This window comes from Arthrobacter sp. BK1 (genome assembly GCF_056680055.1).
Genome location: NZ_CM155263.1, coordinates 1,100,355 through 1,122,100 on the forward strand (window position 1 = coordinate 1,100,355; position 21,746 = coordinate 1,122,100).

The 21,746-nt window shown below is 64.3% G+C and carries 21 protein-coding genes; 7 read left to right on the forward strand and 14 right to left on the reverse strand.

All coding sequences use genetic code 11. The annotated features are described in order from the left end of the window. Positions 1–153 precede the first annotated feature (153 nt). A complete protein-coding gene (locus AC1MCA_RS04890) occupies positions 154–1,944 on the reverse strand; it encodes an NAD(P)/FAD-dependent oxidoreductase (protein ID WP_479801565.1) in 1,791 nt (596 codons plus the stop codon). Positions 1,945–2,123: 179 nt separating this feature from the next. Between AC1MCA_RS04890 and AC1MCA_RS04895 the strand changes: the two genes are divergently transcribed. Further along, a complete protein-coding gene (locus tag AC1MCA_RS04895) occupies positions 2,124–3,383 on the forward strand; it encodes a GAF domain-containing protein (protein ID WP_479801566.1) in 1,260 nt (419 codons plus the stop codon). On the opposite strand, the gene AC1MCA_RS04900 is transcribed toward AC1MCA_RS04895, so the two are convergent. Further along, the gene (locus AC1MCA_RS04900) at positions 3,384–3,893 is read right to left on the reverse strand and encodes a DUF2087 domain-containing protein (RefSeq protein WP_479801567.1); all 510 of its coding nucleotides are present in this window, start codon (positions 3,891–3,893) and stop codon (positions 3,384–3,386) included. A 36-nt stretch (positions 3,894–3,929) separates the two neighbouring features. Further along, positions 3,930–4,616 carry an aspartate/glutamate racemase family protein gene (locus AC1MCA_RS04905; RefSeq protein WP_479801568.1) on the reverse strand — a complete coding sequence of 229 codons (687 nt, stop codon included), beginning with the start codon at positions 4,614–4,616 and terminating at the stop codon, positions 3,930–3,932. A 150-nt stretch (positions 4,617–4,766) separates the two neighbouring features. On the opposite strand from AC1MCA_RS04905, the gene AC1MCA_RS04910 reads away from it, so the two are divergent. The 3 genes from AC1MCA_RS04910 (at position 4,767) to AC1MCA_RS04920 (ending at position 8,009) form a co-directional block, all read left to right on the forward strand. Beyond that, on the forward strand, positions 4,767–5,492 hold the full coding sequence (locus tag AC1MCA_RS04910; RefSeq protein ID WP_479801569.1) for a hemerythrin domain-containing protein: 726 nt from the start codon (positions 4,767–4,769) through the stop codon (positions 5,490–5,492). Between the two features lie 439 nt (positions 5,493–5,931). Further along, positions 5,932–6,405, forward strand: a complete 474-nt coding sequence (locus AC1MCA_RS04915; protein ID WP_479801570.1) for a DUF6416 domain-containing protein — start codon at positions 5,932–5,934, stop codon at positions 6,403–6,405. 677 nt (positions 6,406–7,082) lie between these two features. Next, complete coding sequence (locus tag AC1MCA_RS04920; RefSeq protein WP_479801571.1) at positions 7,083–8,009, forward strand: hypothetical protein; 927 nt, start codon at positions 7,083–7,085, stop codon at positions 8,007–8,009. Positions 8,010–8,473: 464 nt separating this feature from the next. Here AC1MCA_RS04920 and AC1MCA_RS04925 read toward each other — a convergent pair whose 3' ends face one another. Beyond that, positions 8,474–8,782, reverse strand: a complete 309-nt coding sequence (locus AC1MCA_RS04925) for a hypothetical protein (RefSeq protein ID WP_479801572.1) — start codon at positions 8,780–8,782, stop codon at positions 8,474–8,476. A 721-nt stretch (positions 8,783–9,503) separates the two neighbouring features. Here AC1MCA_RS04925 and AC1MCA_RS04930 point away from each other — a divergent pair. The 3 genes from AC1MCA_RS04930 to AC1MCA_RS04940 all read left to right on the forward strand — a co-directional run bounded on the left by AC1MCA_RS04930 (position 9,504) and on the right by AC1MCA_RS04940 (position 12,047). After that, positions 9,504–9,905 carry a VOC family protein gene (locus AC1MCA_RS04930; protein WP_479801573.1) on the forward strand — a complete coding sequence of 134 codons (402 nt, stop codon included), beginning with the start codon at positions 9,504–9,506 and terminating at the stop codon, positions 9,903–9,905. Between the two features lie 85 nt (positions 9,906–9,990). After that, positions 9,991–10,371, forward strand: coding sequence for a hypothetical protein (locus AC1MCA_RS04935; protein WP_479801574.1), 381 nt, complete (start codon positions 9,991–9,993; stop codon positions 10,369–10,371). A gap of 89 nt (positions 10,372–10,460) precedes the next feature. Further along, on the forward strand, positions 10,461–12,047 hold the full coding sequence (locus AC1MCA_RS04940) for an alkaline phosphatase D family protein (protein WP_479801575.1): 1,587 nt from the start codon (positions 10,461–10,463) through the stop codon (positions 12,045–12,047). A 131-nt stretch (positions 12,048–12,178) separates the two neighbouring features. Here AC1MCA_RS04940 and AC1MCA_RS04945 read toward each other — a convergent pair whose 3' ends face one another. The 10 genes from AC1MCA_RS04945 to AC1MCA_RS04990 all read right to left on the reverse strand — a co-directional run bounded on the left by AC1MCA_RS04945 (position 12,179) and on the right by AC1MCA_RS04990 (position 21,715). Next, the gene (locus AC1MCA_RS04945) at positions 12,179–13,561 is read right to left on the reverse strand and encodes a vanadium-dependent haloperoxidase (RefSeq protein ID WP_479801576.1); all 1,383 of its coding nucleotides are present in this window, start codon (positions 13,559–13,561) and stop codon (positions 12,179–12,181) included. 241 nt (positions 13,562–13,802) lie between these two features. Further along, positions 13,803–14,084: a hypothetical protein gene (locus AC1MCA_RS04950; protein WP_479801577.1), complete on the reverse strand. Its 282-nt coding sequence runs from the start codon at positions 14,082–14,084 to the stop codon at positions 13,803–13,805. 41 nt (positions 14,085–14,125) lie between these two features. Further along, positions 14,126–14,338: a hypothetical protein gene (locus AC1MCA_RS04955; RefSeq protein WP_479801578.1), complete on the reverse strand. Its 213-nt coding sequence runs from the start codon at positions 14,336–14,338 to the stop codon at positions 14,126–14,128. Between the two features lie 50 nt (positions 14,339–14,388). Next, positions 14,389–14,718 carry a putative quinol monooxygenase gene (locus AC1MCA_RS04960; RefSeq protein WP_479801579.1) on the reverse strand — a complete coding sequence of 110 codons (330 nt, stop codon included), beginning with the start codon at positions 14,716–14,718 and terminating at the stop codon, positions 14,389–14,391. Between the two features lie 67 nt (positions 14,719–14,785). Continuing rightward, positions 14,786–15,958, reverse strand: a complete 1,173-nt coding sequence (locus AC1MCA_RS04965) for a levoglucosan dehydrogenase (RefSeq protein ID WP_479801580.1) — start codon at positions 15,956–15,958, stop codon at positions 14,786–14,788. Positions 15,959–16,023: 65 nt separating this feature from the next. Next, positions 16,024–16,845, reverse strand: a complete 822-nt coding sequence (locus AC1MCA_RS04970) for a sugar phosphate isomerase/epimerase family protein (RefSeq protein ID WP_479801581.1) — start codon at positions 16,843–16,845, stop codon at positions 16,024–16,026. After that, entirely contained in the window at positions 16,842–17,996 is a 1,155-nt protein-coding gene (locus AC1MCA_RS04975; RefSeq protein WP_479801582.1) for a Gfo/Idh/MocA family protein, read from the reverse strand. Before AC1MCA_RS04975 ends, AC1MCA_RS04970 begins: the two co-directional genes overlap by 4 nt. 5 nt (positions 17,997–18,001) lie before the next feature. Further along, complete coding sequence (locus AC1MCA_RS04980) at positions 18,002–18,988, reverse strand: ABC transporter permease (RefSeq protein ID WP_479801583.1); 987 nt, start codon at positions 18,986–18,988, stop codon at positions 18,002–18,004. A gap of 3 nt (positions 18,989–18,991) precedes the next feature. Next, positions 18,992–20,500, reverse strand: a complete 1,509-nt coding sequence (locus tag AC1MCA_RS04985) for a sugar ABC transporter ATP-binding protein (protein WP_479801584.1) — start codon at positions 20,498–20,500, stop codon at positions 18,992–18,994. Between the two features lie 54 nt (positions 20,501–20,554). After that, complete coding sequence (locus AC1MCA_RS04990; protein ID WP_479801585.1) at positions 20,555–21,715, reverse strand: substrate-binding domain-containing protein; 1,161 nt, start codon at positions 21,713–21,715, stop codon at positions 20,555–20,557. Positions 21,716–21,746: the final 31 nt, after the last annotated feature.

The following is a 21,746-nucleotide window of genomic DNA, read 5'->3' on the forward strand; positions in this document are numbered from 1 at the left end:
GTGCGAGAGCGTCAGCGAAAAACCCGCATTAAGTGATAGAGCGTTGGGGTGGAGTCTTCGGCGGCGGGCTGCCGGAGTTGGGTGCAGCCGTGTCGGCTGCGCCCACCCCCAGCTGCCCAACCCCCGGCAGCCCTAATCACCGGTGCCCGAGCGTCAACGCGTGTGGTGGGTGGGCTGCAGTTCGTAGACGGGCGTGTCCAGTCCTTCCATGCGTGCCTTGAGCTGCAGGGCCAGGTAGGAGGAGTAGTGCCGGCTCTGGTGCAGGTTGCCGCCGTGGATCCAGAGGTTGGGCACGTTGGTGGGCTTCCACATGTTGCGCAGCTCCCCTTCCCAGGGGCCCGGGTCCTTCGGGGTGTCCGAGCCGTAACCCCAACATCTTCCCACCTGGTCGGCCACTTCGGGGGAGACCAGGTCTGCCAGCCAGCCGTTCATGGAGCCGTAGCCGGTGGCGTAGACGATAAGGTCAGCCTCGAGTTCGGTGCCGTCGGCCATGACCACGGCGTTGCCGGTGATCTTGGAGACCTGGCCGGCCTTGAGCTGCACCCGCCCATCGATGATCAGCTGGGAGGCGCCGACGTCGATGTAGTAGCCGGAGCCGCGCCGCAGGTACTTCACGAAGAGCCCGGAGCCGTCCACGCCGAAGTCGAGGTCGAATCCTGCGGCCTCCAGCTGCGAGTAGAACTCGGCGTCGCGTTCGGCCATCTGCTGGTATACCGGTACCTGCGTTTCGGGCAGGATCCGCATGGGCAGCGAGGCGAACAGCAGGTCGGCCTTCTCGGTGGTGACCCCGCTGGCCAAGGCCTCCTCGGAGTAGAGCCCGCCCAGCGCCAGGTCCATCAGCGATTCGCTGCGGGCGATGTGGGTGGAGGAACGCTGCACCATGGTGACGTCGGCGCCGTGCTCCCACAGGTCCGCGCAGATATCGTGCGCTGAGTTGTTGGACCCGATCACCACTGCCTTCTTGCCCACCCAGTCTCCACCGCCCGGGTGCTGAGAGGAGTGCCGCTGCTCCCCCAGGAAGCTCTCGGCGCCGTCGAACGCTGGGATGTTGGGGTAACCCGAGACGCCCAGGGCGAACACCAGTTGCTTGGGCCGCAGGGTCACCGGTGACCCGTCGCGGAGGACGTTGACCACCCATTCCTGGGTGCCGTCGTCGAACTCTGCCCCCACGCACTCGGTGCCCGACCAGTAGTTCAGCTCCATGATCCTGGTGTAGTGCTCCAGCCAGTCGCCGATCTTGTCCTTCGCGGCGAAGACGGGCCAGTCGTCCGGGAACTGCAGGTAGGGCAGGTGGTCGTACCAGACCGGATCGTGCAGGTGCAGGGACTTGTAGCGGTTCCGCCAGGAGTCCCCCGGCTTCTGGTTCTTTTCGATGACGATGGTGGGGACGCCCATGCGCCGCAGCCGGGCGGCGAGGCCGATGCCGCCCTGCCCGCCGCCCACAATCACGCAGTAGGGCTGTTCGTCGTAGCCGAGCCTCGCCTCCTGCTCCTCCTTGAGCTCCAGCCAGGACCGGCGGCCCTTGACGATTTCGTGGGCAACGCCCTTGTCGCGGCGCGGCCCCTTCTTCTCCTCGAAGCCCTTCAGCTCCTTCATGGTGGTGAGCAGGGTCCAGCATTTGCCGTTCCGCAGCCGGAGGTGGCCGTAGCCGCGGGCCGCGCCGGTTTCGAAGGTGATCCAGGCTTCCACGGTATCGGCGTCGCCGGTGGCGTTCTCGGCGAGCGCCCAGTTGGCGGGCTGCACGCGGTCGAGGGTGGATTCGACCATCCGCCGGATATCGGCCTTGCCTTCGAGCGTCTTGAGGTTCCAGGTGAAGGCGACGAAGTCCCGCCAGTAGCTGTCGTCCTCGAAGAGTTCCAAGGCTGCGTCGATGTCGCGGCGCTGAAGGGCGTCATCCAGGCCCTTGAGCCAGGCCTGCGCGGCTGCAGTGGGTGTTTCGGTCATGTCCACTCCTTTGTGTGATGGTCCGTGGTGCTGGTGGTCCGGCGGCCCCGTTTCCGTCCCGGCCCCTGCGATATGCTGGGCGGGCGTGAGCTGCATCACCCCAGTGAAACGCAGTGGGGGTTACAGCAGCGTTGCATCATCACTGCAGGGTCGACGGCGATCGGCAGTGGGAGGGAACCATGGACCACGGCCTGAAGTTTTCGGACCCGGCGAAATATTCGCGGGTGCTGCGCCGCGCCCACGAACTGGTGATCTCCGGCGTTCCCCGTCCCGAGATCCCGGAGCTGCTGGCTGACTCGTGGCGCCGCTCGATGGCGCTGGGCATCAGCCCCGACCAGCACAGTCCCCGCCATCTGCATGAGGTGTCCGAGGTGCTGGAGCTGCGGCGCGAACACCGGCTGCAGCTTGTCATGCCGGCGCTCAGGGAGCTGCTGGCCGATGAATCCGGCGACGGCCGGCACCTGCTGGTGCTGACGGATGCCGGCGGGGAGGTTCTGTGGCGGGTGGGCAGCCCCCGGGTGCTGAAGCGGGCGGACCAGCTTGAGTTCTCCGAAGGTGCGGACTGGTCGGAGGCCGGGATCGGCACCAACGCCATCAGCGAGGCGCTGGTCACCGGACGGCCCGTGCAGCTGTTTTCCGCCGAGCATCTGGTCCGCACACACCACGAGTGGGCCTGCACCGCGGCGCCCATCACGGACCCTTTGACGGGTGCGTTGCTGGGGGTGCTCGATGTCTCGGGGCCGCTGGAGTCCCTCACTGCTGACACGCTGCGCATGGTGCGGTGTGCGGTCAGTGTGGCCGAGGCGCTGTTGGCAACGCCCGACGGAGGGAGGCCAGCGGGTGCCTCACCTCCCGTCCGGCGGCCGGTGCAGCGAGCCGTGGCGCGGCCGACGGCGGCTGTTGAGTCGCTCGAACTGCTCGGCGACCAGCCGGCTGCGGTTTTCCGTGACGGCAGCCGGGTGCCGCTGACGCTGCGGCGTGCGGAAATCCTGGCGCTGTTGGATTCGCGCACGCAGGGTTGGTCCGCGGAGGAACTTGCGTATGAGCTTCACGGCGACGCCGGGATAGCGGCATCCATCCGCACCGAGATGTTCCGGGTGCGCTCCCTGCTGGGCGATGCCGTGGCGTCAAATCCTTACCGCCTTGCTGCGGGGCTCGCCGGGTGTTCCGATGCCGGGCGCGTGCTGCGACTGCTCCGTGAGGGCAGGGTGGCCGAGGCTTTGGATGCCTACCGCGCTCCCCTGCTCAGCCGCTCAGGATCCATGGCCGTGCAGCTCCTGCGGGACCGGCTGGACCTGGCGCTTGGCGCGGCCGTGCGGTCCAGTGGTGACGCCGGGCTTCTCGTGCGATGGCTGTCCACGGAAATGGGTTCTGCGGATGTGTTGGCAGTGGAGGCGCTCGGGCGTTTGGGCCGCGAGCGTAGTGCCACCGGCCGATAATCAGACCGGCCGGGAATACGAGGACCCTGACGCGGTCCGCTCGAGCAGCCCAAAGTCGACAAGGTAGCGGCGCAGCAGCACCACGTCGTCCGTGTAGCTGAGCAGCCGCTCGTTGACCTGCCTTTCGGTGAGGTCCTCCCCCGGCTGGATGGCTTCGCCGACGATCCAGGCGAGGAGCTCGCGCCGATCAGCTGCACTGGCCGGGTACCTGTCGATCCGGCCCAGGCGCAGGAAACGGTCCACCCCTGTCTTCGGCTGGCGTTTTGGCTGCTGGGACAGGAGATTGTGGAAGATCGTCTCCGAGGCCTGATAGGCGCTGCCTCCGGTCCGCTCCACCAGCCCGGCCTCCAGCAGAATGGCGATGGCCCGGTGACGGCGCTGGTCCTTCACGCCGGCAAGTGCTTCCTCACCGAGCACGATCTGCGCGTACGCGGTCCGCGCATCCCGGTTGGCGAGCGCCGCCATCACCCTGCGCCAGTGCGGTCCGCTGTGAGCGGCCGGTCCGTTCATGTGCCTCCACCTCCTCCTGCTGTTCGGAGCCGCCCCCTAACGGGACGGGATGACCGCGGCGACCGCTTCGACCGCTGAGCGGGGGCTCGTCAGGACGGGCGTCGCCAGCCCGGCCAGCAGGGCGACGGCAGGTTCCATGCTCGCCTGGGCGAGGACGACGACGTCGCAACGGCTTGAGAGCGCGAGGGCCGCCTTCGCGATGCGGGAGCGGTAGCCCTCCGCATCTCCGCTGAGGAACGCGTCCCATGCGCCGTCCACCACGGTGACCTCAAAGGAGATGTTGGCTCCCGCGTCTGCGGCCTCCTCAGCAAGGACGCGTGTGGAGGGCTCGACGGTGCTGGTGAGCGCCGCGAGGACACCGATCCGCGGGCCGAGGGTGACGGCCCGGCGAAGCATCGGCCGGTCGATGCGGATCACGTCGATTCCGTTTCCTGACAGTCCTTCCGCGACCTCGCCGAGTGTTGAGCAGGTGCAGAGGATGACCCCGCACCCGGCCTCCCGGAGCTCGGACAGGTGGCCGGCTACGACGGCGCGCACTTGGTCCGCTGTTCCGTCCTGTGTTCCGTCCGCCCTGGCAAGCTCCAGAGCTTCGGGGTCCACCCGGTGGACCGTGCGGGCTGAGGGTAGGAGCTCCCGGGACAGGGCCTCGAACGTCGCCACGTGAACCTGTGCCGTGTGGAGGAAGCCGACGGTGCGGGGACCGCCGGGACGGAGTTCGGTCATAGGCCTGACTTTAACAGAGCAGGGCCATCGTGCCTCCGCCCGGACGCCCGCCGTCCGAATCCGAATCCCGTTGTGCGGCACGGGGTCAGCCGATACGATGCTGCCGGGGAGAGGTCCTGGTCTGCCGCAACGAGTGTTAGGGGCCCAGCAATGACCGACTTCTTCACCATGCAGCCCGGCGAGACCGCGGCCCCCATTCCACCGGGGCCTGTCCTGTGCGCCGGCACGGCGGCCATGCGGCGGATCCACCGCGTTTTCCTGTGGGCGTACAGCGAGGCTCCCGGCCTGGTCCGGTCTGCCGCGGCCGGCGACACCGCCCGCGCCACCTACGTGGGCGAAGTGCTGGGGAACTTCGACAAGTTGCTCCACATCCACCATGAGGGGGAAGACGAGCTGATGTACCCCCAGCTTGCGGAGCGGGCACCTGCATGTGCGTTGCACGTGGAGCAGATGCTCGCGCAGCACCGGCAGGTCACCGAACGGCTGGAGATCATCGGGCCGCTCCGCCTGCGCTGGATGGAAACGGCAGACCCAGCCGCCGGAGAGGAACTCTCCGACCTGTATGCGGAACTTTCAGCCCTCCTGAACACGCACCTGCGCCGCGAAGTCACTGAGGTGATGCCGGCCGTGGACCGGGTCATGTCCCAGAAGGAACTGCAGGCAGCCGCGGAGCACGGGAGCAGCCAGGTGAGCAACAAGTTCCTGGTGGGCTACCTCGGGATGGTGCTGGCGACGAATCCGCCCGCAGACCGGAAGGAGCTGTTCAAGGAGATCCCCGCGCCTGTCCGCCTTGCCTACCGCCTCATCGGGCGCCGAATGTACCGGAAGCAGTACTCCACGCTGTTTCCGGGACGCGAAGTTCCCGAGACACTGTAGCTTCCCCCTCCCACCACGTCGGCCGATAGATCCGGCGACGGACGGCACCTGCCGGTGCTGACGGACGTGGCAGAGGCGCTGCTGGCACCGCCCGACGGCGGGAGGCCGGCAGGTGCCTAGGATCCGGTTCGGCGCCCGGCATGAAGCGTTGTGGGGCCTACGGCGGCTGCTAAATCGCGTGAACTGCTCGGCAACCGGACGGCGCCTCGTTGCTGGTCTCGCCGGGTGTTCCGATGACAGGCGCGCGCTGCGGCTGCTTCGCGAGGGCAGGATGGCCGACTCGCTCGCTGCCTACCGCACCTCCCCTGCTCAGCCGTCCAGAGACGACGGCCGACCATGAAAGCAATACCGAAGTAAAAGCCCTGCTTGACTTAAGCAAATGATTCACCATACTTATGTCTTAGGAGGTAAAGCCTCCGATCACATAAGGAGAAATACAGTGCCCGACGTCACCGTTCCAGTCCCTGACGACCGTACTGCGGAGTTCTACCAGTTCTTCGGACTTTGGCTCGCAGGGTCTCTGACCCTGCCTGATGGAGGTTCTCAAAGTCTTCCAGAGACTGCGGGAGAGTCTGGAAAGCGCCGGCACTGGACTGGCTCGGACGATGACCGGGAGGACGCCAGGAAGCTCTGGTCCAAGATCAACAGCCGCGCGAAAGACTTCTACAACCTCCTGATCGACGCCCCGGGAACCGAGTTCACCGGAAATCAGATCGCGAAGAAGCTGAGCATCTCCAACGGCGCGAAGGGCGTCAACGGTGTGCTCGCCTGGCCGGGTCGTTACTGCCACAACATGAACCGTCGCCTGCCCCAGCATTGGAAGGACGGCGAGGTTGGTGCTCCGTCCGTTTACTGGATGGACGCTGACGTCGCAGCACTGTTTGCAGCCGTGCGGTCTGACCTCGACGGCTAGGTCTGGCTAATCACACTGTTGCCGCTCCGCTGATACAAGAGTCGGCAAGCCCACCACTCCCTAGTACACCGCCTTCCCCGTGTGCGCTGATGCGGAGGAAAGGTACGCTTTGCAGACTTTGCACTAGACCTCGCCACAGAAGGAATCCCAGCCATAACTGATCAGATTCGGAAGCACCAAATGCACTATGACCCAGAGGTAAAGGGGTTCTGGAGCGGATTCGGCAGCGACCTAAACCCGGTGTGAGGCCAACCCGATCAGATCCTGGTCACCGGCGTTACTGAGGCGGTGGACTGCCTGAAGTGCGTTCACATTATGGAGCGGCAGTATTCGTGAGTCAGGCGAATTCAGGCCCAGGCCATGCCCCGGATTGAAAGCCGCTAAGAAAATTAGCCTGCTAAAGGAATGCGGGTATTCCGGGCAGTCACAACTCCAGAAGCCAAGCTAGCGTTCAGACAGGCCCCGCAAATTCTTGACAAGGCCCGGAGGAAAAGTCCCCGGCTCTAGGCCGGGCATTCGCCTTTGCTTGGCATGCTAGGAAGTATGGGATAAGCAGAAGTTATCTAAATTGAGAATCGGACAGACGCATCCACCACCCACACTTACCCTCAGATTCCTTGGGTGCCGCGTAGGACTTCCAAACGTTTTGCCGAGCCACCGTGTGACAGAATGCCGATGTGATCGAATCATCTAATGAAATCGGAATCCACGTTTCCGGAGGCGCAGCTGTCGTCGCAGGAGACCCCGATCTGATCGGCGCCCTCCTCGCCCGCCTGGACGTAGACGTAACGCAGCTACAGTCGGCTGGCAGGGGAACTCTTGACCTTGTCGCACAAGCCTCCGGCCTCGGAGCTGTCTTGACCTCGATGGACGGAAGCTGGGTGCAGCTCACCCCCGAGTCGCACCAACGACTCCTCGAGCTGGCGAAATTCAATCTTCCTCAGGGCGACGTGTTCAGCGGAGTGCTCCGCGGAGCGAAGGGTCAAATCGATTCTTTTGCGCAGTTCACATCCGGCGGAATGAAGCCGCTTATGATGTCCAATCTGGCGACCCTGACCGCGACAATGGCACTTCGCAGCGCTGTCGCGCAGCTTGAGGAACTTGCCCAGGCCATGGACGTGAAACTGGATCGCCTCCTTGACGACAATAGGGCCCGGGCCCTCGGCGACGTACAGGGCCTCACACAGGTACTCCTTCGCGCATTCGAGCTATACGAGCAGACCGGCAAGATCACTGAAACTGCCTGGTCTCAGGTCGCAGGCCACGCAACGGCACTTGCACAAGCCAGTTCGCATGCCTTGGCACAGATCGAGCTTCTGACGCGGTCCTTGGATGTCCGTTCTACGGCCGAAAAGGCCAGTGCGGCCGAGGCAATCGCCAGCAAAGAACTGCGTTCATGGCTCGTGATTCTGGCCGCGTGCCAGGCGAACCAGCAGCGCCTCGAAACGCTTGAGCTGGTCCATTTGCGTCAACGTGATCCAGAAGCTGTCGAGGCACATGCCACGTCAATTCAAGAATCCATTGCCAGACGGGAAGAAGCAGCGGCAAGCCGCTTGCAGTCGTTGCAGAATGCGTTGACCTCCGCGGCCAACATCAGCGATTAAAATCGTGTTCGAAGTCCCCAGAAGAGTCGTTCGCTTCTGGACTCCGCTGAAACCGCTGTCCGCCTGATCGGCCTGTTCGCGCAGATATACGGGCTGGAAGGGTTGCTTGAAGGAAAGGTTGAACGCGAGACGTGGCGCAAGTCGCTCTCCGATCTCGCCAAGACATCAACAACGGCTGTTACGTCCGTCGCCAAGGCAGTTCCCGTTGGGATCGCGAAGGTGAGCGGTGATGTTGTGATCCGTGCAGCGAGCCAAATCGAAGCGAAGCGGTCGCCGAGGGATGATATGCCCGAACTTTCTGACAAAAACTCGGAAGAGAGCACTGCGGAGAGTTCCCACTGAGGCGGGCCCGCCCAACTTTGGCCTGAATGCAGGCATTGTCGGCTGGACCGCTTAGTACGCGGTGCATACGGATTGGCGCAGGCCCGTTAAGGCGGCTGGGTCCATGACGTCGCGGCCTACCCCTACGGAACGCCGGCCGCGGATTCCGCCGCGGCCAGGGTCTGGGAAAACCTGTCCACCGCGAGCTTGTAATCAACCGGATTCCCGATGGTTTTCTCGTGGTCGGCGGCATGCCTGGCCCTGATCATGGCCGCGGTCGTCGGGTGGGAGGTATCGGACATCGCCGGGTAATCGAACTGCAGCTGCGGGTCTACCTCGTAGGTGAGCCACCGCCGGTTCAGCAGATCGTGACGGTCGGCGGTTATGCCGTATTCCGTCACATCCGCCAGAGAAAGGTGCGCCAGCAACCCTGCCTCCACGCGTGTTGCCAAGGACACCGTCCTGACTGCCTCACGTTGGCGCGCCAGAGCTTCTTCAGTCCCCAGGGCCAAGGGGGTGACCCCTTTCTGAACGAACTCGACGTTGAACTGGTAGGCCTGTATCTCCGCCGGCGACATGAAATCCAGGTCGTCCGGGAGATTTCCGCGCCAGCTCTCTGAAGCCGTATGGGCTCGCTACGCTGCTCCGAGGAACAGGGTAGAAGTACTTTCCGCCGACAAACCCGCCAACGGATGCAACCCAGAACAGCCAGTCAGGGGAATCCACCGACACTGCCCCGAAGGCTGCACCCAGCGTGCATGCTATGTGGCCACGGGTCAGGAGGATCTTGGTGCGGCCCAGCCGGTACACACGGCGGGGACGGTCCAGTTGCTTCTCGTGGAATGCTTTGACCCTGACAGCCCAGTCACTGGCGTTGCTCACCAGCCACGCTCCTCAGTCATGATGACGGCGGCACTGCCGTCGATTCGGACACCGGCGCCATGCTGCTGCTCGGCGTGGCCGCGCTCAACCCGGACACCGGTGTAGGACATGACCGGTCCGGTCCCCCTCCCCAAAGGTACCTTTTCGGCGGGCGGACTCGTCTCCGCTGAAATATCGGACGACGGCGCAACTTGGTCAGGCGAAGAAATTCCGTGACGCCGGGAATGAGGAGGCAGTAGCCGCCGGCGGTAAAACGCGGTAACGATCTCAACCGCCTCGTAGGATGTGCACATGACGGCACCGCAGATCTATGTCAGCTTTCCCGGAACTGCCCGTGAAGCGCTCGGCTTCTACGCGGACGTTTTCGGCGGGGAACTTTCCCTGCACACCTACGTGGAGTTCAGCCGCAGCGATGGCCCGCCGGACGCCATCGCCCACGGCGTGCTCAGCGGCCCGGTGGCCTTGGCCGGGTCGGATGCGGCGGCTGGTGAGAAGAGCGTCCGGGTCGAGGGCATCATGCTCTCGTTGCTCGGGACGGCCGAGCCGGCAGTTCTCCACGAGTGGTTCGACAAGCTTGCCGCCAACGGCACGGTGGTGGACCCCCTTGCCCCGAAGCCCTGGGGTGCTTCCGACGGCCAGGTCATTGATTGTCACGGCCTGCACTGGCTGATCGGGTACGAGCCCGCGGCCTGAGCAAGGCGCAATTCCGGCGCAGTCACCCACCCTCAGGTTCAGAACTGACACTGACCAATCGAGGCTCCGGAGGCTAAAATGGACCATGTTGGTCTTCCCAGCCATCGGACTCCTGCTTTGGATTGCCTTCCTTTTTGCCGTTCTGGTCCTCAGTGGCATCGTCTGGGGCTTTTGCCAGCTGGTGCTCGGGATCCTGAATGTCATCTCGCCGCCCAAACAGACGAAAATTGCCAGCGTCAGGCGGGTACCACCCCAAGTCCAACGGCGCCTCCCCGACCGGGCTCCCCTGCGGGCAGCACCCCGGGCAGCCCCGCCCGTCCGCAAGGTCGCACCGCGGCCGCCACAACCCCAAGCACCGGCCCCTTCCGACATCTGGCCCAAGTGGACCCCGGCCCACCGGCGTTACGTGGACGAGGAGCTGGCGCTCTGGCAGGAGCAGTTCGACGCCCTGAGCTCCCACAGGTAGTGACAATGAGACAGTTCTTGTCACGCAGTTAACTGTCCATTCACGCCGCCCTCACAAAGAGTCCAACCGGCCTCCGTACGGTCGGGGCCATGGACAACATTTCACGCAGATCCCTCCTGACCGCCGGCCTCGGAGCCGGGCTCGTCGTCGCTTGGCCGGGTGCCGCCGTCGCGGTTTCCACCGCGGACGATGCCGGCCTCCGCACCAATCCGTTCCTGCTGGGTATCGCCTCCGGCGAGCCGTGGCCGGACGGCTTCGTCATCTGGACGCGGCTGGCGTTAAACCCGGTAGCTGAAGACGGCCTGGGCGGGATGCCCAACCGCAACGTCGCGGTGGCCTGGGAAGTCGCCGAAGACCAGGGTATGCGCACCGTAGTAGCCCGCGGCGTTGAGCAGGCCCGGATCGAGACCGCCCACTCCGTGCACGTGGAGCTGAAGGGGCTGCGCCCGGGGCGCGAGTACTTCTACCGGTTCCGCACCGGCCGGCACATCAGCCCGGTGGGCCGCACCCTCACCAGCCCGGCACTGCACGAGACGCCGGCGGCGCTGGCCATGGCGTTCGCCAGCTGCGCGCAGTACGAGCACGGCTACTTCACCGCCTACTCGCGGCTGGCGCAGGACCACCCGGACCTGGTGCTGCACCTGGGTGACTACCTGTACGAGTACAAGAAGGGCAGCTACGTGATCGGCGGCGGCAACCCGCGCGACCACGAGGGCCCGGAGACCACCAGCCTGGCCGGTTACCGGCAGCGGCACGCACAGTACAAGTCCGACGCCGATCTGCAGGCCGCGCACGCGATCGCACCGTGGCTGGTGGTCTGGGATGACCACGAGGTGGACAACAATTGGGCGGACGAGATCCCGGAAAACAAGGACGCCGGCCAGCTGAACGACACCACCGAACGCTTCCGGCAGCGCCGCACCGCCGCGTTCCAGGCGTACTACGAGAACATGCCGCTGCGGGCCTCCTCCGTGCCGGCCGGGTACGACATGAAGATCTACCGCACCATCCAGTGGGGCCAGCTGGCCAACTTCCACATGATGGACACCCGGCAGTACCGCGACGACCAGCTCGCTGGCGACGGCTGGAAGAAAAACGTCACCGAACGCCTTGCCGAGGACCGAACCATCACCGGCGCCGAGCAGGAGAAGTGGCTGCTGGACGGCTTCCGGAACTCCACCCAGCGCTGGGACATCCTGGGCCAGCAGGTCTTCTTCGCCGAGAAGGACAGGAACGCCGCCCCGGAGATCGACGACGTCTCCATGGACGGGTGGGACGGCTACGCCGCCTCCCGCCGCCGTATCACCCAGGGCTGGGTGGACGCCAACGTCCGCAACGCCGTGGTCCTCACCGGCGACGTGCACCGCAACTGGGCCAACGACATCAAGGTCGACTACAGGGACCCCGCCTCCCCCGTGGTCGGCTCCGAACTGGTCTGCACCTCCATCACCTCCACCGGCAACGGCACAGGCTCCACAGTGGACCCGGTCATGCCCTGGAACCCGCACCTGAAGTTCTACAACGACAACCGCGGCTACGTGAACACCACCATCACCAAGGACGCACTCACCGCAGACTTCCGGGTCCTGGACTACGTCACGACGCCGGGCTCCCCCGTCAGCACGAAAGCTTCCTTCGCGATCCGGGACGGCGTGCCGGGGCTGATCGCCAAGTAAACCTGTCGACGAGCGCATGGCCCACGTCAAGGCGGTCGCCACCGACGTCGGATTCAGATTTCCCCAACCGATCCTGACAGCAAATGAACCGAATCGGTTGGGGAAATGATCGGGTCAGTCGCAGGAACCTGCTACCGACATGGCGCTGGCTGGAAATTGTGACCGCTGAGCCACAACGCCACCTCGTTGCCGATCTCGGCGCCCTCTACGACGGCGGTGCGGAAGTGGATGCCGCCCCAGACGCGAGCATCAACGATCTCCTGTATCGCCGCTGAGAATCCGTCGAAGTGCCGTGGCTCGCCCGGGAAGCGACCGGAGTTCACGTCGAAGGCGACCTCGTCCGTGCCGAAGAACTCCTGCGCCGCATACAGAGTGGCGCCGCTGACGCAGCCGTGACCGGCCGGGTGGTCCGGGAACGGTGGGGTGCCGAGCGGCGGGACGGTCGCTGTCGATGGATCGAAGAGCGGTTTCCATGCCGGATCGGCTTCCGTCTCCGGGTTGCCGTCGGTGTCGGCTTCGCGGATCGCCGCCATCGGACGCCAGAAGTTCCAGTAGTACTTGTCGTTCCAGCAAGCGACCGCTCCATCAGCGGCGGCGAGGTTGGTCATCGCGAAGAGCCGAGCCGCGTCAACCAGGTCGAGTCCGTGCTCCACGGCGAGGCTGCGGAACACGCCGTTCCAGAGTGCCACCGGCGCGGCCTGCCAGAAGATGGCCGCAGTGGTCTGGTCGTCGGTTCGAGTGGTACTCACGAGCGCACCGATCTCCTTGACCTCGTTGAAGTCCGCTGTGTACTCGGGACTCCTCAGCGGGTTGGGACCCTCCGAGCGGAATTGGTCGGGACTCTCGATGATGAACGGTTCGAGATTGGCCACCCAGGCGTCCGGATCGAGCGCAGCGGGCGCGACGGGCCGCCAATCGCCGGGATCGGGTCCGATGTTGAACTCGAACGGGGCCATGAACCCGTCATCGGTGCGCGCGAGGATCATCGCCCCCGCGGCGGCCTCACCGGCGGCGACGCCTTCGTCCTTGTCCGGGCCGTCGGTGACGCCCGCGAGCGTTGCTTCGTACGCAGCGTCGAGGCCAGCTACTTGGCCCGACGGGACCAGAGTGACGAGCACGTGGTGTGCGGCGGTCGAGATCGCCGCATCGAACGATGCCTCCGGCCCGACGTCGACCGAGTCGCCGTCGAGCAGATACGGCTGGTACCCGCGGTCGATGGCGTTCACTGCGTCGTACACCGCGCCTTGAACCATCGCCATGCCGCGGAGCTGGCCGTGAGCCGTGGGACGCAGTGGGATGACGTGGTCTTGGGCGATGGTGTTCCACTCGATGAGGACGTCCGTGTTCGCCGGCGCCGCGTTCCGAGCGTTCGAGGCGCCGGCGCTCGACACTCCCGGTACAACGAGTGCGGCGGTCAGTGCCGGGATCAAGCTGAGCGCCCACCGTCGGCGAACACGGTTCCTCGAAGTCCGCGATGGTCGCATGTGATGATCGTAAGCGTTGCTGTTCATCATGTCGTCGGTCCTCCACTCGTCTCAGAGCCATGTTCAAGCGAACCCGACGGAGTCGACATCTCATGGGTGCCCAACACCGGCGGCACGCGACCGCCCGAGGTCGGCGCGATGCGCAGTCGGTGCGGATACTCCAAGGGTGAGCCTCTGCCAGCGCGTTGTCCAGAGGAACCGTGTCCGGCAGCCTGCGAGGTCGCGGGCCAGGCCTGGGTCACACTCGCCAGGGACTATCCGATGAACCTAGCTACCGGAAGACAACCAAGCAGATCTTTGCAACAAGAACGTCAAAGCGCGTGTAAAAGAAGAACTTCTCGACGCCGCAGCCCGTGGCGGAGCATGGGCTCCTGAGGACCGGCGTTGCGAGCCCGGCCAGCAGGACAGCAGTAGGTTCCATACTGGGCTTGGGCGAGGACGACGACGCTAGAGCGGCTCCCGCGTCCGCAGCCTCCTCGGCGAGGACACTGGTGGTTGGCTCGAGGGTGCTCGTGAGAGCCGCGAGGACTCCGACCCGCAGTCCGAGAGTCACTTCCTGGCGAAGCATCGGCCGACGACCTAACATCCACCATCTCAAAGTTCCGCGAGGTGGGCGGCGACGACGGCACGCACCCTCTCCGCGGCCCCGTCCTGCCGGGCAAGCCCCAGGGCTTCGGGATCCACGCGGTGGACCGTGGAGACGGAAGGCAAGTGCTCACGTGAAAGGGCCTCGAACGTCGCCACGTGGACCCCCGCCGTGTGGAGGAAGCCGACATTACCGGCGGCATCGGCGCGAAGATCGGTCATGGTGCCCGACTGCAACTGGCATGTGGCTCGGGCGCCTTCACTGGGCCTCGTCAACGCCTTCCGGTGAGAGGAGTGATGGGAGTTACGGAGAACGGAACGGCCAGCAGGGACTCCACCCCTTTCACGAATTCCTTGACATGGTCTTCTTCATTGTGGGCTTTGAGGTCCTCGCGGCTGGTCCATCCCTCAAAGAGGACGAACCTACCCGGCCTGTGATCGTCAGAGAAGACGGTGTATTCCAGGCATCCGGCGTCTTTTCGACTCGCGGACTCCAGCTCGGCAAGGACTTTCTGAAGCGTTGCTTCGTGCCCCTCTTTTGCGATGAACACTGGCATGAGCCAGACTTCCGCTTCTTCTTGGCTGAGTGTTGTGTGTGGCAATTTTGACGTCCTCGGGTGGTCCTGTGTCCTTGGGAGGGGCGGCTTGGCCGCCGCCCCTCCCGTTGGGTCATGAGTTGATCTGCGGAACCTCGACCCACGATTCCTTTGCGGCGGATTCGACGATTGCGTCGTCGATCAGTGCTACCTGGTAGCCGTCGGCAAAACTCGGGCTGACGCTGCCGCCTTCTGCGATGGCCTTGAAGAAGTCGTAGGCCTCGATGATCTTCGTTTCGCCGTATCCGATGCCCAGGGCGGGAATTGGCCAGAGTCCTTCTCCGTAGGGGTGCGCCGGGCCGGTGTAAACGGTGCGGAAGCCCCGGCGGTCCGACTGGTCTGAAGCGAAGCAGACCTGCAGTTCGTCACGCCGCTCGTAGTTGAACACGATGCTTCCTTCGGTTCCGTGGATTTCGAAGGTGATGTAGTTGTTCCTGCCGTGGGCGTTGCGTGTTGCTTCCACGGAACCCACGGCTCCGTTGGCGAAACGGATCATGGTCATCACTTCGTCGTCCACATCGACCTGGCCGCGAGGTCCTTCTCCGCTGCGTACCGTGCCCAGTGCGTCGGCGCCGCCGGCCTGGAGCGGCCGCTCGGGGATCCAGGTGGACAGGACGGCGTTGACGGCGCTGAACTCGCCGACGAGGTAGCGGGCCATGTCAAAGACGTGTGTGGCGATGTCGCCGAGGGCGCCGGAGCCGGCGATGGATTTCTGGAAGCGCCAGGAGAGCGGGGAGTTCGGGTCGGCGCTCCAGTCTTGCAGGTAGGTGCCACGGAAGTTGACGATGCGCCCAATGGCGCCCTCCTCGATGTATTTCTTTGCCAGCGCAACGGCAGGTGTCCGCCGGTAGTTGAAGGCAACCATGTGGACGATGTCCTTATCCTTGACCGCGTCGTACATGGCCTTGGATTCTTCGCCCGTACGGGCCAAGGGCTTTTCGCAGATGATGTGCTTGCCGGCTTCGGCCGCGGCAATGGCGATCTCGGCGTGGAGGTGATTGGGCGTTGCGATGTCTACGACGTGAATGTCCGGATCGTCGATGATGCTGCGCCAATCCGAGGTGGACTTTTCGAAGCCGAAGCGGCGGGCCGCTTCGGCAGCAAGGTCTTCGGTGGCTTCAGCAATGACCTTGCGGACCGGCAGTGCCGGCGCAGGCCAGAAGAACATGGGCATGGCGGCGTAAGCCAGCGAGTGGGCCTTGCCCATGAAGCCGCCTCCGATGAGGCCGACATTGAGGTTCTGCATGTAAATCCTGTTCCTTCCGGAAGGCGGGGCACATGCCGGCTGTGGCAGTCCCCCGCGGTTGAAAATTAGTGAGAGAGGAGCTTTTCCAGATACTTCTTGCTGAGGGCTGCTGCTTCGCGGGGGTCACCGTCATAGTTGTCGAGTTCCACCATGAGCCAGCTGTCATACCCGCTTTCTTGGATTGCGGCGATGATGTCCGGGAAGTCCAGTTCGCCCTGCCCCAGGGGCAGAAAATTGAAGGGGTCCCGCTTGAAGTCTTTGAGGTGGACGTGCCGGATACGGTCGGGGTATTTCCGGATGACCGCGGCAGGGTCCGCCCCGCCGGCAGCAAGATGGGCGGTGTCGGGGCAAAAACCGATCCGGGTGAGCGGCATCAGCTTGTCCAGCTCGTCCGGGCTCTCGACGATGGTGCTCAGATGCGGGTGGTAGCTCGCTGACAGCCCGAAGTTTTCCGCGATGTCCGTGACGCTGTCCAGCGCCTTACCGAGACGGCGGTAGTCCTCCTCGGTGGTGCCGGCCGCGCGACGTGCTCCGCCTCCCACCACAAGCCGTTCCGCTCCGAAGCTGGCAGCCAGTTCGGCGGCCCGGTTGATCCGGTGCAGCTCGTCGGGAAGGATATCGGCGTAGATGAAGTTCGCCCCGGTATAGACGCTTGCTAGTTCGACGCCGGCGGTACCCAGGATTTCCTTGAGTTCTTCGGGTTTTTCCGCGTATTCCGCGAGGTTGCCGTCGAACATTTCAATGCCCTGATAGCCCACTGATGCGATGTCCTGGACGGCGTCCCTCATGGACCCGTGGGTCATGTAGAAAAGGTCCTTCACGCTCGTCACACCTTGCGGGTGGCCGACGACGCCGCCCCAGGTGATGGAACAATAACCGAGTTTCATTGTTTCTGCCTTTCAGCTGCTGAGGAAGACTTGAGTGCTCCGATGAGGTTGTCTGTTTGGGGAACATCGACCCACGTCTGCTGCGCCGCCGAGGCTACGACTGCATCGGTAATGAGGGCTGCCCGCAGCCCGTCCCGGAAGGTGGGCAAACCGTCGGGTTCTTGACCCTGGACAGCCGCATATACGTCTGCGACGAAGGCGTTGAAGCTGTCCTGGTATCCCTGCGGGTGACCCGGAGGAAGTCTGGCGTACCGTCGGCCGCCCGGAGTCGTGAGTGTTTGCGGGCCGACCGGGATTTCGGAGTTTGAGTCAGTGCGGCCGACGTGCAGGATCTCCGGTTGTTCCTGGTTGAAGCTGAAGGATGCTTCGGTTCCATCGAAAGAGAACCAGAGGCGGTTCTTCCTGCCGGGACTGACCTGGCTGACTACCAAGGATCCTGTGGCACCCTTGTCCGTCTCGAACAGGAGCGTGGCCCCGTCCTCGGTAGCCACAGAGGACATGCGTCCTCCGGTTTCCCGCTTATCGTAGGCGCGGCTGGTCCTCGCCACGAGCTGGGTGATTGTGTGCCCGGTGGTGAATTCCATGAGGTCGCACCAGTGGACGCCGATGTCACCGAAAGCCCTGGAGGCTCCTCCGATCGTTGAATCGACCCGCCAGTTTGTTGCTTCTGCGCCGGCGAGCCAATCCTGCAAGTACGAGCCGTGCAGGAGCCAAAGGCTGCCTGCGTCGCCGCGGCCGATGCGGTCGCGTGCCTCGCGTACAGCCGGATAAAACCGGTACACGAATGGCACGCCGGTGACCACGCCGGCCTGGTCCGCGAGGGCTTTCAGCTCCCGGGCGTCATCGACGCTCGTCGCGAGTGGTTTTTCGCAGATGACTGCTTTTCCTGCCGCAATGGCCTTGCGTGCAAGGTCGGCGTGGGTGGCATTCGGGGTGCAAATGTGGACCACGTCCACATCGTCCCGCGCTATTAGCGCTTCGGGCGTATCGGCCGCGAAGCGGGCACCGAGTCCGGCTGCGGCCGACTCGGCTGCCGCCAAGGTCCGGCCAGCGACTGCGATGACTTCACCGCCTGTTGCGCGTACTGCATGGGCGTGGACAGAACCCATGAATCCTGTTCCGATAATTCCGGCACGTAGTGGGAAAGTCACGGGTGCTACTTCTTCCTGGCGAGGGCGACGGCCAGGATGATGATGGCGCCGCGGACCACCTGCTGCTGGCTGCTGTCGAGCCCGGCGAGGATCAGTCCATTGTTGATCAGTCCAATCAGCAGGGCCCCGAAGAGAGTGCCGATGATTGAGCCGAATCCGCCGAAGAGGCTGGTTCCACCCAGGATGACGGCAGCGATCGCAGAGAGTTCGTCTCCCGATCCCCACTGGAACCGTCCGGACTGGAGACGGCCCGCGTAGAGCATGCCGGCGACGCTTGCCGCCACGGCCGAGATGAGGAGCACCTGGAATTTGATGCGCTTGGTGTTGATGCCGGTGAACTCTGCGGCGTTGCGGTTGCCTCCTGTAGCCAGGACCTGGCGGCCGAACCTGGTGCGGTTCAGCACGACTGCGCCGATGGCGACGAAGATGGCGCTCCAGACCACCAGGCCCGGAATTGGACCGAAGTTGCCGGATCCAAACAGCGTGTTGAACGTGTCGTTCAGGATGGGCTGGGGCGCCGACGCCGTGATCCACTGGGCCACGCCGACGGCTATCCCCAGCATGCCGAGTGTCACCAGGAAGGACGGGATGCCAAGGAGGCTGACCAGGGCACCGTTGACCGATCCGACGACGAGCCCGACGGCGAGGCCGGCCAGGATGCCGGGGACCAGGCCCCACTGGGAGAGGGCCATCGCAGTGCAGACGCTGGAGAGGCCGGCCACGGATCCGACGCTCAGGTCGATCTCTGCACACGCGATCACATAGGTCATGCCGACGGCGATGACGGTGATCGTGGCGGTCTGCCGGAAGATGTTCAGCAGGTTGTTCGGCGACATGAATCCCTGGTCACGCAGCAAAACTGCGAAGAAAAGGAAGACGACGACAAAGCCGATGTAGATGACGTAGCGCCGCCAGTCGAGTTCCTTGAGGATGGTGCCGAAATTTCGGGGTGCCTCGGTGTCCCGTGGCGCGATGGTGTTTGCCTTGCTCACTGTTCAGACTCCCTGTACTGCGAGTTGGAGATATTCCTCGTCAGCGATCTCGCTGCGGGGAATATCGCGGATGATGGAGCCGTCCTTGAGGACGAGGACGCGGTCGCTGACCGCGAGTAGTTCGGGGTACTCGGAGGAGATGACGATGACGGCCTTGCCGGCACTGGCCAGCTCCCGGATCATGTCCAGAATTTCGCTTTTGGTGCCGATGTCGACGCCGGCCGTCGGCTCGTCCAGGATCAGGATGTCCGGATCGGTGCCCAGCCACTTGGCGATAACCACCTTCTGCTGGTTGCCGCCGGAGAGGAGCCGCACCGGGCGGTGGGGGTGGGCGACCTTTACTGCGAACCTCTTGATCAGTGACGTGGACAATTCCTTGCCCTTGGCGCCGTCCAGGAGGGGTCCCCGCTGGATCTGGCCGAGGAGGGGAAGCAGCAGGTTGTCCTGGACGGAGTGCTCCAGGACGAGGCCTTGGGCCCTGCGGTCCTCCGGGATGAGGGCGACTCCCGCGTTGATGGCCTGCTGGGGTGAGCCAAGGTTGACCTTTTTGCCCCGCAGGAGGATTTCACCGCTATCCACCTTGTCAATGCCAAAGAGGGCACGGGCGAGCTCGGTTCGTCCGCTGCCCATCAGTCCTGCCAGGCCGAGGATTTCGCCGGGCCGGAGCGTGAAGGAAACGTCCCGTACCCGGTGACCGGCGTTAAGCCCGCGGACTTCCAGCAGGGGCTCCCCGTGGTGTTCCGCGTGATCCCGGGCACGATAGGAAAGCTGGCCCTCGATTTTCTTGCCGACGATGCCTTCCACGATCTGTTCGGGAGTGACGTCCGTCAGTGGAGCTGTGAGGAGGTGGCGGCCGTCGCGGAGGATGGTGATCCGGTCTGCGAGCCTGTACACCTCGTCCATGCGGTGCGAGATGTAGATGATGGAGATACCGCGCTGCTTGAGGCGGTCAATCAGTTCGAAGAGCGCCTCGGACTCGTGCCTGGCCAGGCTGGCAGTGGGTTCGTCCATGATCAGCACTTGGGCGTTCTGGGCCAGGGCCTTGGCAATCTCGGTCAGCTGCCAGTATGCAGTCCCCAGCCGGGAGACCTCCGCGCGGGGGTCGACGTCGACCTCCATCTCAGAGAAGACCTCCCTGGCCCGTTTCACCGCGGCGCGGTCGTCGATGAGCCCGCCCCTGCCGAGCGGTTCGGCGGCAAGGAAGATGTTTTTCGCAACGGTCAGGCTCGGTACCAGGCTGAATTCCTGGAAGACCATTCCGATCCCGGCGGCCTTCGCGTCCTGGATGGAGTTGATGGCGGCCGGTTTGCCGCCAATGAGGATCTCGCCGGCGTCTGCCTGGTAAACGCCCTGGAGGATCTTCATGAGCGTGGACTTCCCGGCGCCGTTGCCGCCTGCAAGTGCGTGGACCTCGCCCTTGCGGACGTCGAAGCTTACGTCCTTCAATACGGGAACGCCGTTGAAGCCCTTGGAAATCGAGCGCATCTCGACGACATTGTCTGCGGTGTTCATCGTTGCCCTTTCGGTGCGGTGCGGGGGCGGAACCCCCGCACCGTCGGGTCTTGGCTACTTCTTGTAGGAGTCCTGGATATCCTTCGGGGCGTCCTCGTGGTAGACCTGTTTCCAGGCTTCAAGGACGTTGGAGTGGTCAACCGGGAGGGCGCTCAGCGCCACGTAGGCGGGCGCTTGCTTGCCGATGAGCGCTCCTGCGGCCAGCCGGGCTTCTGTGACACCCTGGTCGAACGGAACCTGCGCCCCCAGGCCGACGACCAGTTCGTCCTTGGCCAGGGCGATGGCGACATTCTTGCCGAGGTCCTCCGTGGCGATCTTCAGGTCCGGACGGCCTGCGGCACGGGCTGCAGCCATGACACCCTCTGCCGGGACGTCCCACACCGCCCAGATACCAGCCAGGTCAGGGTACTTGCTCAGCATGGCGTTCGCCGCGGCCTGGGCGTCCCCAGCGAAGTCCGGACCGGCAATGCCCTTTTCCTCGACGATCTGGATCTCGGGGTATTCCTTCGTAATCGTTTCCTTGAATCCGTCGTAGCGCTGCTTGGTCACGAAGAAGTCGGCCTGATGGAAGACGAGCCCGATCTTTCCCTTGCCACCGAGCGCTTTGGCCATCTGGTGGGCGGAGACGACGCCGTTGCCATAGTTGTCGGCAGAAACAACAGAAACGTAGTCCTTGCCGGCGGTCAGACCCTGGGGGATGTTGTCCATAAAGACGAGCTTCGTACCCGCATCCGCGGCTTTCTTGTACGCGGAGGCCGTGGCTACAGGATCGGTGGGGATGGAAACGATGATGTCCGGGTCCTGGGTCATGACAGTCTCGATATCCGAAACCTGCTTGTCCGGCTTGAAGTTCGCGTCGGTTGTGGCGATGACCTTGATGCCGAGCTTTTCAAACTCGCTCTTGAGACCGTTGACTTGGGCGGTAGCCCAGTCGTTGCCGCCGTAATGCATCACGATGGCGGCCTTGGCGCTGAGTCCCTTGACCTTCTCGATCTCTTCGGGAGTCAGATCTGCGACGGACGCCGGAGAGGGCGTCTCGCCGTTGGGGCCCTTGCTCAGGACCTGCCCCTTGATCTTGTCAAGGGCCTGCTGGGCCTTTTCGGACACGCCGGCGTCGGGGGCGTTTGAGGTGGCCGTTGTTGAACTGCTGCAGGAAGCGACGGAAAGGGACAGGGCTGCGGCCAGGGCCACGATGGGAAGCCTGCGGATCATCATTGTTCTCCAGGTGCTTGTGAGTGGATGGAAT

Coding starts and splice junctions, on each gene's coding strand:
- AC1MCA_RS04890 (WP_479801565.1), bottom strand. CDS start 1,944: ATGACCGAAACACCCACTGCAGCCGCGCAGGCCTGGCTCAAGGGCCTG.
- AC1MCA_RS04895 (WP_479801566.1), top strand. CDS start 2,124: ATGGACCACGGCCTGAAGTTTTCGGACCCGGCGAAATATTCGCGGGTG.
- AC1MCA_RS04900 (WP_479801567.1), bottom strand. CDS start 3,893: ATGAACGGACCGGCCGCTCACAGCGGACCGCACTGGCGCAGGGTGATG.
- AC1MCA_RS04905 (WP_479801568.1), bottom strand. CDS start 4,616: ATGACCGAACTCCGTCCCGGCGGTCCCCGCACCGTCGGCTTCCTCCAC.
- AC1MCA_RS04910 (WP_479801569.1), top strand. CDS start 4,767: ATGACCGACTTCTTCACCATGCAGCCCGGCGAGACCGCGGCCCCCATT.
- AC1MCA_RS04930 (WP_479801573.1), top strand. CDS start 9,504: ATGACGGCACCGCAGATCTATGTCAGCTTTCCCGGAACTGCCCGTGAA.
- AC1MCA_RS04935 (WP_479801574.1), top strand. CDS start 9,991: ATGTTGGTCTTCCCAGCCATCGGACTCCTGCTTTGGATTGCCTTCCTT.
- AC1MCA_RS04940 (WP_479801575.1), top strand. CDS start 10,461: ATGGACAACATTTCACGCAGATCCCTCCTGACCGCCGGCCTCGGAGCC.
- AC1MCA_RS04945 (WP_479801576.1), bottom strand. CDS start 13,561: ATGATGAACAGCAACGCTTACGATCATCACATGCGACCATCGCGGACT.
- AC1MCA_RS04955 (WP_479801578.1), bottom strand. CDS start 14,338: ATGACCGATCTTCGCGCCGATGCCGCCGGTAATGTCGGCTTCCTCCAC.
- AC1MCA_RS04965 (WP_479801580.1), bottom strand. CDS start 15,958: ATGCAGAACCTCAATGTCGGCCTCATCGGAGGCGGCTTCATGGGCAAG.
- AC1MCA_RS04970 (WP_479801581.1), bottom strand. CDS start 16,845: ATGAAACTCGGTTATTGTTCCATCACCTGGGGCGGCGTCGTCGGCCAC.
- AC1MCA_RS04985 (WP_479801584.1), bottom strand. CDS start 20,500: ATGAACACCGCAGACAATGTCGTCGAGATGCGCTCGATTTCCAAGGGC.
- AC1MCA_RS04990 (WP_479801585.1), bottom strand. CDS start 21,715: ATGATGATCCGCAGGCTTCCCATCGTGGCCCTGGCCGCAGCCCTGTCC.